Source organism: Streptomyces sp. YIM 130001 (assembly GCF_003574445.1).
Taxonomy (GTDB): Bacteria; Actinomycetota; Actinomycetes; order Streptomycetales; family Streptomycetaceae; genus Streptomyces.
The window spans coordinates 310,224-324,700 of sequence record NZ_KZ984549.1; the positions used below are offsets into that span (position 1 = coordinate 310,224).

Consider the following 14,477-nt stretch of genomic DNA (forward strand, 5'->3'; position numbering starts at 1 on the left):
GGATCATGCCTGCACCCGCGAAGGAATCCGTCATACGCACGCCCGGCATCCCGCACCTGCTGGTGACGGTGCTGTTCTGCTTCTCCGGGTTCGCCCTGCTGCTGCCCGTCACACCGGCGTGGGCGGTGAGCGGCGGCGCCGACGAGTTCGGCGCCGGTCTCGTCACCGCCGTCCTGATGTCCGCCACCGTCCTGGCGCAACTCTGCGTCAGAACGGCACTGCGCAAGCTCGGATGGACCCGCACCCTCGTCCTCGGCGCGCTCCTGCTCGGCCTGCCCGCCGTCCTGCAAGCCCTCAGTGACCACTTGTTGCCCATCCTGCTGACGACCGCGCTGCGCGGAGCGGGCTTCGGCATCATCACCGTCTGCGGTTCGATCGCCGCGGCCGCGCTGGCACCGCGCGGACGGCAGGGAGCCGCCATCGGCCTCTACGGCCTCGGCATCGCCCTGCCCCAGGTCGTCCTCACCCCGGCCGCTCCCTGGCTGATGGATTCCTTCGCGCTGCCCGCGGTCATCGCCTGCGGCGTCCTCCCCGTCCTCGCGCTGCCCTGGACACGAACCCTCGGCCGCGCCGTCGAAGCCCGCACCCTGCGACCGTCGCCCCAGGACGGCCCCGCCCAGGCGGCGGAACCGGCCACGACGGTGCTCCGACGCATCCTGCTCCCGCTGGCCGTGCTGCTCGTGGTCACGGCAGCGGGCGGAGCCGTACTCACCTTCGCCCCGCAGTTCACCGCCGGCCCCGCGCTCGCCGCCGCGGGACTGCTCACCCTCACAGCCACGGCCGCGCTGGCCCGCTGGGGCTGCGGAGAGCTGGCCGACCGCATCGCCCCGCGGCCGATCAGCGTCATCCTCGCCACGTCCGCGTGCGCCGGTCTGGCACTGATCGCGGTGGCCGTCGCCTCGCAGCGTGACACCGTTCTCGTTCTGCTGGCCGGACTGCTTCTCCTGGGAGCGGCGTACGGAGGGCTGCAGAGCCTGACTCTGGTGCAGGCGTTCACCCGTGCCGGCCCGGCGAACCAGCACATCACCTCGGTCGCGTGGAACATCGGCTACGACGCCGGCACCGGCGTCGGCTCTCTCGCGCTCGGCCTGGCGGCCCAGATCGCCACGTTCTCCGCCGGCTTCACGGCCATGTCCGCGGTGACGGCAGTCGCAGCGCTCGCCGTGCTCCTCGCCGGTGCACGGCCGGCCGGCGGCCGTACGGGCGCCGGCCGCCCGCATGTACGGAGCAGTCGCGACGACGAGTCACGCACCCGGTGCTAGACGCGTCGCCTTCCTGGGCCGGTGCGGGAGCATCACCGTCGTCACGTCGAGCACGGCCCGTCGGTCGGCCCGTCAGGTTGCGTGTTCGTGAACGCGCCTGGTTCATGGGCGGGTTGTGGGAGCACGATCGCCGTGCGGAGGAGTCCGTCGCGTATCAGCCAGCGCCCCGCGAACTCCGCCGGTGCTCCCGCGATCCCGGGGCCGAGCCAGGGTGATCCTGCTCCGTCGAAGACCCGTCCGGACGGTACGAAGCGGGCCCGGAAGCTCCCCGTGTCGCGGCACCCCCGCGCGACGCGGAACGCGACGTCGACGTCCGCGAAGCGGAGGGGCCGGCCGGTGAGCGGGAACCACGTCTTGTAGACGCTTTCCTTGGCGCTGAACAAGAGCTTGCCCCAGTGCACTTGGGGCAGTACCGCGGATGCGGACCGGATCCGCCGCCGCTCGGCCGGGAGCGCGATCCGCTCGACAGTGCGCCAGGACATCGGCACGTGCAGCTCCGCGTCGATACCGATACCCCGAACGTCGGCGGCACGACCGAGCACCGCGGCCCGGTAACCGGTGCAGTGGGTCATGCTGCCCACCAGACCTGCCGGCCAGCACGGTTCACCTCGGGGGCCGGGCAGTACGGGCGCACGCTGGGTGATCCGGCGTACGGCCTGCGCGGGTGTCGCCCGCGCCGCAGCCTCACCGCCCTGGTCGCGATCCGGCCCTGCGACAACCTCTCGGGGCACTGCGGCTCCCCCTCCTCGTCGGCGGCACTCAGCACCCATGGTCCGCGCCGCACTCACGCGGCTCAAGACGCTCCGGTACAGATCTCCGTCAGGACTCCCCCGCAGTTCACGGCAGTGTGCGCGTAGCTCCAGGGGAACGACAGCTCACGGAAAATCCCGCCCTGACAGGGAGAAGTGACGGCGTCCGAGGGGGCGTCGGCACGGCCCGTCGTCGGGCCGGTGATCCGGCCGGCGCGCCGCGGCAGTTCAGCTGCTCAGCCCGCGCCGCCGTCGAACCGGAACCCGTTGCGCACCTTGGCGAACACCGGCTTGTGGGTGTCCCAGTCCGCGCTCGGTGCAGAGAGGTAGATCGCGTACTCCGTCTTGCCCGGCTCTCCGAATCCGAGGTCCTGGGCGCGGAACTCGCGGGCTCGGCCCTGCCAGGTGAACTCCCAGATCGCGGCCGGCATGCCCCGGTAAGCCGTGCCCTGCATGCGGATCTGGCGGTAGCCGGGCAGTTTCCCCTCCTCGACCGACCTCTCCTCGTCGTCCTTCCAGCGCTGCAGCGGGTCGGTGCTCGCGAAGTCGACGGTCGCGACGCGCAGGCTGACCAGGCCGGCCGGGTCGATGTAGGCCACGCCCTCGTTGTCCTCCGGGAGGTCCTTGCGGGTCCATCCTTCGGGCACCGGGAAGGAGACGCCGAGCTGCTTCTCGTGCACGAGGCGGTAACCCGGCGGCACGGGGGACGGCTTGGGCGTGGGTGTGGGCGACTGCTTGTCGCTCGCGGACGGCTCGGCGCCGCTCTGCGGTGGTGAGCCGTCCTTGTCCCGGCTCTGCAGCGCGAACAACGTGCCGCCGAGTGCCAGGGCCGCGAGGACAGTTGCGACGGTCGCCCACAGGGCCACCCGCCGCCGTCCGCGACCACGCCCGCCCGCGGGCGCGCCGGTGGGAGGCGCACCCGTCACCGGAGCGCCTGTTGCGTTCACCAGCGGTGCTGTCGGGCCCGTACGACCGGAGGCCGGCGCCGCGCCCAGGGTGTCGGGAGGGAAGTGGAGTCCGTTCTGGACCGCGGTGGCGTCGCTCAACTCCCTCAGCCGCAGCTCGACTTCGCCCGCCGAGGGCCGATCGGCCGGGTCCTTCGCGAGCAGCTCCTCGATCAGCGGGGCCAGCGCCTGCGCCCCGGCCGGAGGCTCGAGCGCGTCGAAGACGATCGCGTACGCGGTCTCGAAGGGGGTGTTGCGGCGGAACGGCGGGTACCCCTGCACGGCTTGGTAGAGGGTCGCGCCCAGGGCCCACAGGTCCGAGGCGGGTGCGGGGTCGCGGCCCCTGAGGCGTTCCGGGGCGAGGAAGTCCATGGACCCGACCAGTTCGCCCGTGCGCGTGAGGGTGGAGGTGTCGGCGACGACGGCGATCCCGAAGTCCGTCAGGACCACGCGCCCGTCGTCGCCGAGGAGTACGTTGCCGGGCTTCACGTCGCGATGGAGGACTTCGGCGCCGTGCGCCGCTCGCAGCGCCGCGACCATCCCGAGGCCGACTCGGGCTGCCTCGTGGGCAGTCAGGGGGCCGTTCTTCTTCAGGATGTCGTCGAGCGCGGGTGCCCGGACGTGCTCCATGACGATGCAGGGCAGTCCCTGATCGTCCGCGACATCGTGCACCACCACGACATTGGGGTGCGTGATACGCGCCGCGCTCCGTGCCTCGCGCCTGGTGCGCTCGAAGAGCCGGTCACGCTCGGCGTCCTCCAGGCGGGCCGGCACGTGCAGTTTCTTGATCGCGACGTGCCGGCCGAGAACCTCGTCCTCCGCCCGCCACACGGTCCCCATGCCCCCGCGCCCGATTCTCTCCACCAGGCGATACCGCCCGGCTATCAGGCGTCCTGGCTCGTCGGGCCCCGTGCCGTCCCACACTTCGCGCTCCTCGTCGTGCACCCGTGCCGGTCATCCCGCTTTCCTTGCCCGCGAGTGACTCCTGTCGTGGTCGTGACACGATATCGGCCAGGGTGTGACGCCCTTCACCCCGTCGTACATTGGAGGGACGGACCTCGTACCCGTACTGATCGCAGGTGCTCCTGATGGCTGGTGAGATCTCGTTCTTCGAGCTCGGGGTGGGAGATGTCGGGCAGGCCCAGGCCTTCTACGGCGGGCTGTTCGGCTGGACTTTCGGCACGGCGTCGGGCGGCGGCGGGGACGGTGCAGGCGCCACGATCGAGACGCCCACGCTCCCCGGCGGCCTGCACGGCAGCGACCCGGGGGCGAGCCCCTATGTGTTCTTCCGGGTCGACGACATGGCGGCGGCCCTGGAGCAGGTGCGCGCTCTCGGTGGGTCGGTCGACCCGGTCGACCTGGGCTCGGACGAGGCCTCCGCCGCGCGCTTCGGCCGATTCCAGCTCTGCCGCGACGACCAAGGGTCACCGTTCGGACTCCACCAGCCGCCGGCGCGCTCGGGACCCTGACCCCTCACTGACGCCGCCGGCGTGGCAGGTGTTGCACCGCACGGCGGCGGCCCGCACGTACGGTGCCGGCGCTGCTGTGCATCAGTCGCCGCGTCGCCTTCGCGCACCGACCGAGAAGCGTTCCACCGCGCTCTCGCCTCCGTCGATGCGGACTCCGAAGCCGTAGTGGAACTGCCGGCGGACGTCCGGATCGTCGAGCCGTGCATAACGGCCCACATCGATGGTGAACAGGTACTGCCACCTGTCGTCGGCTGCCACCGCGTACGCCGTGAGCTCGTCGCGGTGCAGTACGCAGGCCACTCGGGAGCCCGGCCCCGGATAGTCGATCTTCTCGTCGAGCTGTGCGATGCGTTCGCCGGAGGCCTCGCCGTCGATCCTGACGTCCCAACCGGTGCGCTTGCGGCGGTGGTTGTACCAGACCATCAGGTAGTTGCCTGCGTCCTTGACCAGGCCGACGAACACGGTGTCCTGGCTCGATGCCTCGTCCCCGGCGTACGCACGCTGGCCGACGACCATCGCGGCCGACGGCTCGTCGGCCGCGCGGGGCGAGCGGAGCAGTGCGAAGGCCGGCGCCCCGTCGGCCGCCACGGTGAGCGCACCGTCGGTGGCCAGCACCGACCCGGTCCGGCCCTCCGGCTCCGGAGCCAGCACCGTGAATCCGGCCATGCCCCTGCGGAACTCCTGATCGAGGACCCGCTCCGGGAAAGCGCGCCGATCGGGCTCCGGCGGAATCACGTCGACGTCGCGCAGGTGCGCGTCGAGGGCCGCCTGCAATCGCCGTCGCCTGGCGGGCAGTCGGCCGGCGAGGTCATCGCTCTCGCTGGGGTCGGCGAGGAGGTCGTACACCTCGTCCCGCCCGTCGTGCAGATTCCGCAGCAGCTTGTAGCGGCCGCGGCGGACCGACGCGGTCGGCGTGCCCGGGTCGTGCCAGTGCGGGTACACCCAGAAAAGGTCGGAACGCCGCGGCGCCCCGCCCCCGGCCAGCAGTCCGGCGAAGCTGACGCCGTCGAGGTGCTGCTCCGGCGGCCTGGCGACGTGGGCCGTGTCGAGCAGGGTCGGCATGAAGTCGACGGTGCTGAAAGGGGTGTCGACGACACGTCCGCCGGGTGCTGCCGGGTGGTAGGAGATCATCGGCACCCGGACACCACCCTCGTACAGGGTCGCCTTGCTGCCGCGCAGTGGGCTGCTGGTGGCCACTCCGCCGTCCCCGCCGTTGTCCGAGAGCAGCAGGATGACGGTGTTGTCGGCGATCCCCAGGTCCTCGAGCGTGTCCCGGATCGAGCCGACGCCGTCGTCGATGACCTCCAGCATCGCGGCGAGCTCCGGGTTCTTGCCGGGTTCGCCGGCGCCCGGCTTGGCTGCGTACTTGTCGACCAACGGCTGCGGTGCGGCGAGCTTCGTGTGGGTGGCGTAGTGCGAGAGGTAGAGGAAGAACGGCTCCGCGTCGCCGTGGGCGCGGGTGATGAAGTCCACGGCCTCCAGGTTGAGCCGGTCGGTGAGGTACTCGTCCTCCTTGCGGGCGGGCAGGTCCGGCAGCATGAAGTACGGGTGGAAGTAGTCACCGTCGGCGATGTACTTCTGCTCCGAGGCGATGACCTCGGTGAAGCCGTGCGACCAAGGGTTTCCCGGCCGCTCGCGGACCGGCCCGGTGTAGGTCTCGCTCTGGTGCCACTTGCCGATCAGGCCCGTCCGGTAGCCGGCTCCGCGCAGTGTCTTCGGCAGGGTGTGGTGGCTGGTCGGCAGGAAGTCGTCGCCGGCGCCGCCGAGGAACTCGGTGATGCCCACGCGTGCCGGGTACTGCCCCGTCATGATGCTGGCCCGGGTCGGGGAGCAGACCGGTGCCGCTGCGTAGCCGGCGTCGAACCTGGTCCCGTCGGCGGCCAGTTGATCCATGTGCGGGGTCTCGTTGAAGGTATTGCCGTAACAGCCCAACTCCCGCCGGGCCAGGTCGTCGATGAGCACCACGATGATGTTGGGGCGCGTCGTCGCCGCCTCGGCGCCGTGGGCGCCTGCGGCCCAACTGGCCGCGCCGCCGATTCCGGCGGCGCTCAACCCTCGTAGCACTGTGCGTCGGTCCGGCCTTGCTGCAGTCATGCGGAGAGCCTCCGGGGTTTGAGCACTGGTGGTGGCGCCGGTGAACCCGAACTCACGGCCTGGCGTGATCGTTTCAACGCCTCATGCTGCCAGACGGCCCTCGCACATGTGCGCGACTCCCGTACTTCACCGTGTCAACGGCCGCCGCTCCGCGCCCTGATCAGGAGAGGACCTTGCCGGGATTGAGCACCCCGTGCGGGTCGAGGGCCTGCTTCACCGCGTGCTGCATCGCCATCACCTCCGGCGACAACTCCGCCGCGAGCCCCGGACGTTTGAGCAGGCCCACTCCGTGCTCCCCCGTGACCGTCCCGCCGAGCGCGATCGCGTCCGCGATGATCTCCTCGAACGCCTTCTGCGCACGGGACTTGGCCGCCTCGTCGCCAGGAGGAGTGATCAGCAGCGGGTGCAGATTGCCGTCGCCGGCGTGCGCGATGTTCGCGATCACGATGTCGTGCCGGACGGCGGTCTCCTCGATCCTGCTCAGCATCTGAGGGACGTGCTCCCTGGGGACGCAGACGTCCTCCGTCAGTACGGGGCCGAGCCGCTCGAGGGCCGGGTAGGCCAGGCGGCGAGCGGCGAACAGCGCGTCGGCCTCCTGCTCGTCGGTGGACCGCTCGGCCCAACCGGCACCCGCGTCACGGAAGCACGCGACCAGGCGCTCGGCCTGTGCGGTCCCGGCCTCTCCGGGCTCGTCGACCCGGGCGAGGAGGACGACCTCCGCGGCCTCGGACAGTCCCATGTTCTTCCAGTCGTCGACGGCGCGCAGACAGTGCCGGTCGATGAGTTCGAGCGCCGACGGGGTCAGACCCGCGGCGGCGACCGCGCGGACGGCTTCCCCGGCGTCGGTCAGGGACGCGAAGAATCCGGCGACCGTGATCGCCGGGCTCGGCAGGGGACGCAGCCGCACGGTCACCTCGGTGACGATGCCGAGCGTGCCCTCGGACCCCACCGCGAGGCCGACCAGGTCGTAGCCCGCGACGCCCTTCGCGGTACGCCGGCCGAGGCGCACCACCTCGCCGAGACCGTTGACCATCTCCAGGGCGAGGACGTAGTCGCGAGTGACGCCGTACTTGACGCAGCACACGCCGCCCGCGTTCGTGGCGACGTTGCCGCCGATGGTCGACCAGGGCGAGCTGGCCGGGTCCGGCGGGTACCAGAGGCCGTGCCCGGCGACCTCGGCCCGCAGGTCGTCGTTGACGACTCCCGGCTGCACGACCGCGAGCTGCTCCAGCCGGTTCACTTCCACGATCTTGTCCATGGTCTCGAGGGACACGACGACACATCCCTCGACGGCGTTGGCGCCGCCGGACAGGCCCGTGCCCGCGCCGCGTGCGACGACCGGAGTGCGATGTGCGACGCAGGCCCGGACCACCGCGGCCACGTCCTCGGTGGACCTCGCGCGCACCACGGCCGCAGGACGCCCGTACGGAGCCCACGCGGCCTGGTCGTGGCTCAGGCCCTCGACGCTCTCCGGGGCCGTGATCACCCGGTCCGCCGGTATGTGCTGCCGGATCGCTCGTACGACGGGGGCACTCATGGTCGGTCCTCTCATGCGGTTCTACGGGCCCGTCCCGGGGGCCGACGGGCAAGCGCGGCACATGTACCTGCATGGACCACGTACCTGCATGGAAACACGGCGCCGAGCCGGAGCCGAAAGGCAGGAACCTCCATGCGCTCCTGGACTTTACGGACTCGCTCCGGCTTCCCGCCCTCGAGGTACTTGACCGGACCGGCACCTCGCCGAGCGCACCGCCGCAGTGCCCCGCGGACATGGGTCATCTGTACCGCACGGGGAGCTCTTCGCACGACGTCTGTAGGGGGCCGCGGACGGTCGTGCGGTCGTATCGTCTTGGCCTCCCGACCGAGGAGCGCCATGTCAAAGCCTGATTTCATGTCGCCCGAGCACGTCCGGCAGATGAACCGGCTGCTCGGGGCGTCCGCCGATGTCGCGGCCGCCTGTGCGGCGCTCGACCGCGACTACGTGCTGACTTACGAACTGAGCGACGGGCCGCACGGCACGGAGCACTGGGTGATGCGGTTCGACCGGCGCCTGGGCGTCTCGTTCTCGCTCGAATCACCGCCGGCGTCGGACGTGACGTACGTCGGCGACTGGTCGGCGGTGGTCCGCGCCGCCGGGGCCGCCCGCGAAGGCGTCGCGCTCGACCCTGCGATACGAGTGCGCGGCGACTCCTCCGTACTGGCACACGTCGCCGACGCCTTCACCGCGGCGCAGACGGTGGCCACCGTGCCAGTCGAATTCCCCTGCTCGAGCGGCGATCCCGCGCAATAGCACACGAACCGAAAGGGAACTGCCGATGGTTACTACCGGTAATCGAATGTTCGACCTCTTCTACGACGACTTCGCCTCACTGACCACGGGCGGCGAGGTCACGCCCGCGTGGTCGCCGGACGGGAAGACGCTGGCGTTCGTCGACGGCCCGGCGGACGAGCGGCGCGGTTGGCTCGTCGATGTCGCGACGGGCGACAAGTCGCGCCTGGTGGACGTCGGGCGGGTCCGCGCGGCGATCACGGAGGCGACGGGTGAGACGCCGCCGGGGCGCGGACTTCCGTTCGCCCAAGTGGTGTTCACCGGCCCGCGGAGTGTGGAGGCACAGGTCGGCCCGCACACGGTCACCGTCGACCTGGATACGGCGGGAGTCTCCAGGAAGCCGGACGAGAGCTTGATCGACACCGTCTTCGGACTGTCGGACTCGGCGCGGCGCAGCCCGCGCGAGTACTGGCGTACCCAGCCGCTCGTCGATCCGGCGAAGGCACTCGAGTCCGGGTCTCCCGACGGCCGGTTCCTGGCGTCCACGCGGGACGGGAACATCATGCTGCGCTCGGCCTACGACGGCCGCGAGTTCGCGCTGACCACCGACGGCACGCCCGAACACGAGTGGCGCTTCGACATGAGCAACCCGGCGCTCGCCCTGATCGGCCTGCTGGCTCCGGTGACGGACTGGTCTCCGGACAGCACCAAGCTGGCCGCGTACAAGGTCGACAACGCCGGCGTCTCCCGCAAGGCGCAGGTGCACCAGCTCAAGCGCGACGACGAGGTCGTGCACCGCTACCACGCCACGGCCGGCGGCGTACTGGAGCGGTACACGCTGCACATCCTCGATGTGCACGGGCGTCCGGCCGTGGACATCGACCTGGGCGACACCACGGATACGTACCCGATGTTCGCGGGCTGGCTGCCCGGCGGCTCGGAGGTCCTGGTGGTACGGATCAGCCGGGACTGCCGGCGGGCGGACGTGCTGGCCGCCGACGCCACGACGGGGGCGGTGCGGGAGCTGTTCTCCGAGACCGGGGACACCTTCGTGCGCATCCACCACGACTTCTACTTCGGCCGCAAGGTGGGGCTGCTCCTGACGCCGGACGGTGAGCAGATTCTCTGGCTGTCCGAACGGGACGGGTTCAAGCACCTTTACGCCTACGACCTGCAGGGCACGCTGCTGCGGCAGTTGACGTCGGGTGAGTGGCCCGTGGACGCGGTGCAGCGGGTGGCCGACGGGCAGGTCTACTTCACGGCGCGGCACGACCAGGACCGGCCCTACGACCTGCATCTGTGCCAGGTCCCGCTCGACGGAGGCGAGGTGCGGCGACTCACCGAGGGCGAGGGTGTCCACAGCGCGGCCTTCTCCCCTGCCGGGGACGTGTTCGTCGACACGTACTCGACGCCGGACGAGCCGCCGGCCGCCGTGCTGCGCCGCATGGACGGCAGTGCACTGGTCGAGCTGTCCTGGGCGGACACGTCGAAGCTCGACGAGGCCGGCTGGACGGCGCCTCAGGAGTTCACCGTCACGGCCGCGGACGGGGAAACCGAGCTGTGGGGCACGATGTTCTTCCCGCACGACTTCGACCCCGATCGGCGGTACCCGCTGATCGACTACGTCTACGGCGGCCCGCAGCTCGCGGTCGGCCCGCACTCCTGGAGCGGCACCTTCGCCCGTTACGCGCGCGCGATCGCCCAACTCGGGTACATCACCGTGGTACTCGACAGTCGCGGCACTCCGGAGCGGTCCAAGGCCTTCCACGACGTGGTCCACCGGAACTTCGCGGGCGGCCATGTCGACGACCATGCCGCTGCCATGCGGCAGTTGGCCGACCGGCATCCCTTCGTCGACGGCGAGCGGGTGGGGGTGACCGGGCATTCCTGGGGCGGCTACGCGGCGTTCCGGCTGCTCGCCGACCGTCCGGACGTCTACCGGGCGGCGGTGTCGTCGGCCCCCGGCTTCGATCCGTTCTCCAGCGTGCTCTACGAGTGCTACCTCGGCCTGCCGCAGGACCACCCCGAGGCCTACGCGGCGGCCGACACGCTGCCGCTGGCGGCGAACCTGGACGGCGCCTTCATGCTGGTCTGCGGCACCTGCGACCACGCCACCTGGACCGACGCCGTGAAGTTGTCCGAAGCGCTGATCCGGGCCGACAAGGACCACGAGTTCGTCGTCCTGCCCGAGCAGGGGCACGGCTACGCCAGTAGCCACGACAGCTACTTCTGGCGCAAGGTCGCCGGCTTCTTCGAGGCGCAGCTCGGGACGCCGGAGGGCTGAGTCGCGCCGGGGACGCGCACCGCGGTGAGCGTGCGCGGCGGCCGGTTCCTCGCCGGGCGCCCCTGCGGCTTGTCGTCCGGATCGGCGTGGGGCCGCGCCGATCCGGACGGCGAGCCCTGGTTCAGCCCGTCCCCGCAGGCCGCAACCGGGCCATCTTGAGGCCGAGATGGGCGACCAGCCGGTCGTCGCCGTTGCCCAGGTCCAGGCCGGCCAACTCCTCCACTCGGCGCAGCCGGTGGTACAGGGTGGAGCGGTGGACGTGCAGTTCCGCGGCGGCGCGTTGGGCGTCTCCGGCCCGGTCGAGATACACCCGGAGCGTCTCGACGAGGTCCTGGTGCCCGGCGTCCGGACTCAGCAGGCCGCGCAGCCCCGGGTGCATGCCCTCGGCCAGCTCCTCGGGGCTGAGCTTCGCCAGGAGCGCGTAGACACCGAGGCGGGGGTACGAAGCGACCTGGCCGATCACCCCGGTGATGCGGGCGACCTCGGCGGCACGCCGGGCCTCCCGGTAGGACGCATGGGCCTCGCTCAGGCGCCGCCGCACGCTGCCCACCCCCACCCAGCACGGCGTGTGCTTGCCGACGCCGAGTTCCGCGGCCAGCTTCTCGCGCAGTACGCCGGCCAGGTCGCCGGCGTCGCGGTCGATGCTGTCGGAGCGTGCGCCCGGCCAGACGGTGAGGAGCAGTGCGTGGTCCGGCCGGGTCAGCGCGAGGCCGCGGGAGGGCGGCAGCCGTCGCCGGGTGTGGTCGACGGCCAGATCCAGGGCCAGCCGCTGCCGTTCGGTGGGCGGCTCGCCGGCAGCGTGCGCCACGGTGGCGACCAGGGCGACCACCGGGCCGGCCACGGCGTGACCGTCCTCGACGAGCGAGGCCGTCGCCTGCGTCCGGAGCGCGTCGTCGGGCGCGACCAGGTCGCGGAGCAACTCCCGTGCGTGGCTTCGGGAGACCTCGTCGGCCAGGTAGTCGCGATGCATGATCAGCGCAGCCTGCCCGGCGGCCTCTCTCAGCGCCTCGGACTCCCTGGCGCCCGCCGGGCCGTCGGAGCCGAGCAGCCACACATAGCCGAGTAGCGCACCGTCGTAGCGGATCGGTGTGCCGATCCGTTCCACCGCCATGCCGATCTCCGTACGTGGCGGGACGGTGAAGACGTCCGCGGCCTGAGCGGCGCCGTGCGCGGTGACGTGTTCGACGAGCGCGGTGGACACCTCGCGCCGCATGATCGACTCGATCCGGGCGGCGTCGACGTCGCCGGTGTGCGCGCTGTGCACGAGCAGCCGGATACGCGCGTCGTCGATGGCGATCGACCGGCCCAGCCTGGCGCCGAACGCGTCGACCAATTGCTGCAACTCCGAGACCATTCCCGCACTCTAGAGCCGTGCCTGCCGTCCGGGAACCGATCCGACATCTGACGCGCGGGTACGGCTCGATGCGCAACGGACGTCCCGGGCCGACGCAGTCCGTGCGCTCCTAGAGTGCTGCCCGGATCGCAGCAGCGAAGGAGCCCTCCATGACAGCGATTTCGGACCTTGCGGACGCCTGCTGGGCACGGCTGACCCGGAACGAACCCGTGTACGCGGTGCTGGCCGGCCTGCCGCCCGAGTCGATGGCGAGGCTCGACGCCGGCACCGTGCAGGAACGCGCGGCGGAGGCGGACAAGCTGCTGGCCGACCTCGACGCGCTGCCGGTGCCCGCCGCCGAGGCCGATCTCGCCGCGGTGCTGCGTCACGTGCTCACCACGGAGGCCGATCAGCCCCGCGTGATGTGGCACCTGCACCCGGCGGCTCCGTACCGCGCCAACTTCCAGTTCGATCAGACGGCCAGGCTGGTGCTGGCCCCGCTTTCGGGGTCGGAACGAGTGCGGCTGACGGCCGAGTTCGCCGAGCTCGTCCGCTCGTCCGCCTGGCTGCTGCGCGAGCAGCGTCAGCGCGGCATCACCGTGCCGGGGCCCGCCGTGGAAGGCGTACGGACGAGCTGGGCGGCTCTGGGAGAGGAGCTCCGTGCGCTGCTCGCGGACCGCGCGGTGGACGCGGCGGTGGCCGAGGTGGCCGGCGAGATCGAGAAGTCGGCGGCGGTCGCGGGCGATGCGGTGGGCCTGGCCCACCTGCCCGGAGGGGAGGCGGCGTATCGCGCTCTGGTGCAGCAGGAGACCACCTTGGGCCTCGAGCCGGAGGAACTGCACCGGCTCGGGCTCGACCAGTGCGCGGAGTTGAGCGAGCGCATGGCGGAGATCCGCGCCCGGCTGGGCGGGCCCGCGGACGAGGAGGAGGCCCTCGCCTGGGTGAAGGCACAGGGGCACCTGTACGCGGACGACCCGGCGGCCGTGGCGGACGTCTACCGCAGGCACATCGCCCGCGTCGAGCCCCGCATCGGCCGCCTGTTCCACACCCGGCCGCGCGCGCCTTACGACGTCCAGCGCCTGGACCCGGCGGCCGAGGCCGGGATGACCTTCGGCTACTACGCGCCGCCCTCCTCCTCGCGCCCGGTCGGCCGATACCACTTCAACGGATCGGAGCTGCAGGACCGTTCGCTGCTCACCTCGGCGGCGCTGATCCTGCACGAGCTGGTCCCGGGCCACCACTTCCACCTCGCCCTGCAGGCCGAGAACGCGAGCCTGCACCCCTTGCAGCAGCACGGCGCGCAGATCACCGCGTTCAACGAGGGCTGGGGCGAGTACGCCTCGCACCTCGGCTGGGAGCTCGGCGCGTACGCCGAGGACTGGGACGCCTACGGACGCCTCGCGCACGAGCGGTTCACCGCGCAGCGCCTCGTCGTCGACACCGCACTCAACCTCGGCTTCTGGGACCTGGACAAGGCCCGGACCTTCATGCGGGCCAACACCCTCGAGAGCGACCGCCAGATCGCCTCCGAGACGTTGCGCTACGCGACCGACCTGCCGGCGCAGGCGCTGGCCTACCGGTCGGGTTTCCTCGCGTTCCGGCACGCCCGCGAGGCGGCCGGTGCCGCCGACCCGCGGACCGTGCACGAGGCCATGCTGACCGGCGGGGCCGTGCCGATGCCGCGGATGCGGGAGCGGGTGGCGCAGTCCGTGGGCCGGTAGTCCGGCCACCTGACGCGGACGAAGACCGGGTTCGAGGAACACGACAGGTCGTCCCACGGGCTTTCGAGTCCGTCGGCGAGCGGTTCCGCCTCACCGGTGCTCGTGCCGCGGTCGCGTGCGCCCGTCGCCCCCGACGGTGCGCAGGGTGTGCCTGGTGACGTACGCGCGGCCCTGCCTGCGCCAGTCGCGCGGGCCCAACCGTGCGACTGCCTGCGTGCCGGGATTCGGTGTCGGAGTCCAGGTCGGCGCATGGACCGGTGACCTCATCGACGATCAGGTCGACGCGCCGCACCTCGGGACGGTCGCCACCAGAGGTGCGACCACCGAAAGAGCGGTGCCGATTCGCTCGGCT

10 protein-coding genes are annotated in these 14,477 nt (G+C 71.7%); 5 read left to right on the plus strand and 5 right to left on the minus strand.

Features of this window, described 5'->3' with window-relative positions:
* Positions 1-5: 5 nt before the first annotated feature.
* The gene (locus DSC45_RS04530) at positions 6-1,262 is read left to right on the plus strand and encodes an MFS transporter (protein ID WP_119287309.1); all 1,257 of its coding nucleotides are present in this window, start codon (positions 6-8) and stop codon (positions 1,260-1,262) included.
* A gap of 41 nt (positions 1,263-1,303) precedes the next feature.
* On the opposite strand, the gene DSC45_RS04535 is transcribed toward DSC45_RS04530, so the two are convergent.
* Both DSC45_RS04535 and DSC45_RS04540 read right to left on the minus strand, forming a co-directional pair.
* Positions 1,304-1,993 carry a 4'-phosphopantetheinyl transferase family protein gene (locus DSC45_RS04535; RefSeq protein WP_162929127.1) on the minus strand — a complete coding sequence of 230 codons (690 nt, stop codon included), beginning with the start codon at positions 1,991-1,993 and terminating at the stop codon, positions 1,304-1,306.
* Between the two features lie 254 nt (positions 1,994-2,247).
* Positions 2,248-3,900, minus strand: a complete 1,653-nt coding sequence (locus DSC45_RS04540) for a serine/threonine-protein kinase (protein WP_346426644.1) — start codon at positions 3,898-3,900, stop codon at positions 2,248-2,250.
* Between the two features lie 143 nt (positions 3,901-4,043).
* On the opposite strand from DSC45_RS04540, the gene DSC45_RS04545 reads away from it, so the two are divergent.
* Positions 4,044-4,424, plus strand: coding sequence for a VOC family protein (locus DSC45_RS04545; RefSeq protein ID WP_119287696.1), 381 nt, complete (start codon positions 4,044-4,046; stop codon positions 4,422-4,424).
* Positions 4,425-4,505: 81 nt separating this feature from the next.
* Here DSC45_RS04545 and DSC45_RS04550 read toward each other — a convergent pair whose 3' ends face one another.
* Entirely contained in the window at positions 4,506-6,518 is a 2,013-nt protein-coding gene (locus tag DSC45_RS04550; RefSeq protein WP_119287315.1) for a sulfatase, read from the minus strand.
* Positions 6,519-6,678: 160 nt separating this feature from the next.
* Positions 6,679-8,055, minus strand: coding sequence for an FAD-binding oxidoreductase (locus DSC45_RS04555; protein WP_119287317.1), 1,377 nt, complete (start codon positions 8,053-8,055; stop codon positions 6,679-6,681).
* Between the two features lie 336 nt (positions 8,056-8,391).
* On the opposite strand from DSC45_RS04555, the gene DSC45_RS04560 reads away from it, so the two are divergent.
* Together DSC45_RS04560 and DSC45_RS04565 are read left to right on the plus strand one after the other, a co-directional pair.
* Positions 8,392-8,808, plus strand: a complete 417-nt coding sequence (locus DSC45_RS04560; protein ID WP_162929128.1) for a hypothetical protein — start codon at positions 8,392-8,394, stop codon at positions 8,806-8,808.
* Positions 8,809-8,854: 46 nt separating this feature from the next.
* Positions 8,855-11,071 carry an alpha/beta fold hydrolase gene (locus DSC45_RS04565; protein WP_205571240.1) on the plus strand — a complete coding sequence of 739 codons (2,217 nt, stop codon included), beginning with the start codon at positions 8,855-8,857 and terminating at the stop codon, positions 11,069-11,071.
* Positions 11,072-11,192: 121 nt separating this feature from the next.
* Here DSC45_RS04565 and DSC45_RS04570 read toward each other — a convergent pair whose 3' ends face one another.
* A complete protein-coding gene (locus tag DSC45_RS04570) occupies positions 11,193-12,425 on the minus strand; it encodes a PucR family transcriptional regulator (RefSeq protein WP_119287323.1) in 1,233 nt (410 codons plus the stop codon).
* 149 nt (positions 12,426-12,574) lie between these two features.
* On the opposite strand from DSC45_RS04570, the gene DSC45_RS04575 reads away from it, so the two are divergent.
* Entirely contained in the window at positions 12,575-14,125 is a 1,551-nt protein-coding gene (locus tag DSC45_RS04575; protein ID WP_119287325.1) for a DUF885 domain-containing protein, read from the plus strand.
* The last annotated feature ends 352 nt before the right edge of the window (positions 14,126-14,477 follow it).

Bases quoted from the DNA above. Each gene is read 5' to 3' on its own strand.
- DSC45_RS04530 (WP_119287309.1), top strand. From the start codon at position 6: ATGCCTGCACCCGCGAAGGAATCCGTCATACGCACGCCCGGCATCCCG.
- DSC45_RS04550 (WP_119287315.1), bottom strand. From the start codon at position 6,518: ATGACTGCAGCAAGGCCGGACCGACGCACAGTGCTACGAGGGTTGAGC.
- DSC45_RS04555 (WP_119287317.1), bottom strand. From the start codon at position 8,055: ATGAGTGCCCCCGTCGTACGAGCGATCCGGCAGCACATACCGGCGGAC.
- DSC45_RS04570 (WP_119287323.1), bottom strand. From the start codon at position 12,425: ATGGTCTCGGAGTTGCAGCAATTGGTCGACGCGTTCGGCGCCAGGCTG.
- DSC45_RS04560 (WP_162929128.1), top strand. From the start codon at position 8,392: ATGTCAAAGCCTGATTTCATGTCGCCCGAGCACGTCCGGCAGATGAAC.
- DSC45_RS04575 (WP_119287325.1), top strand. From the start codon at position 12,575: ATGACAGCGATTTCGGACCTTGCGGACGCCTGCTGGGCACGGCTGACC.
- DSC45_RS04545 (WP_119287696.1), top strand. From the start codon at position 4,044: ATGGCTGGTGAGATCTCGTTCTTCGAGCTCGGGGTGGGAGATGTCGGG.
- DSC45_RS04565 (WP_205571240.1), top strand. From the start codon at position 8,855: ATGTTCGACCTCTTCTACGACGACTTCGCCTCACTGACCACGGGCGGC.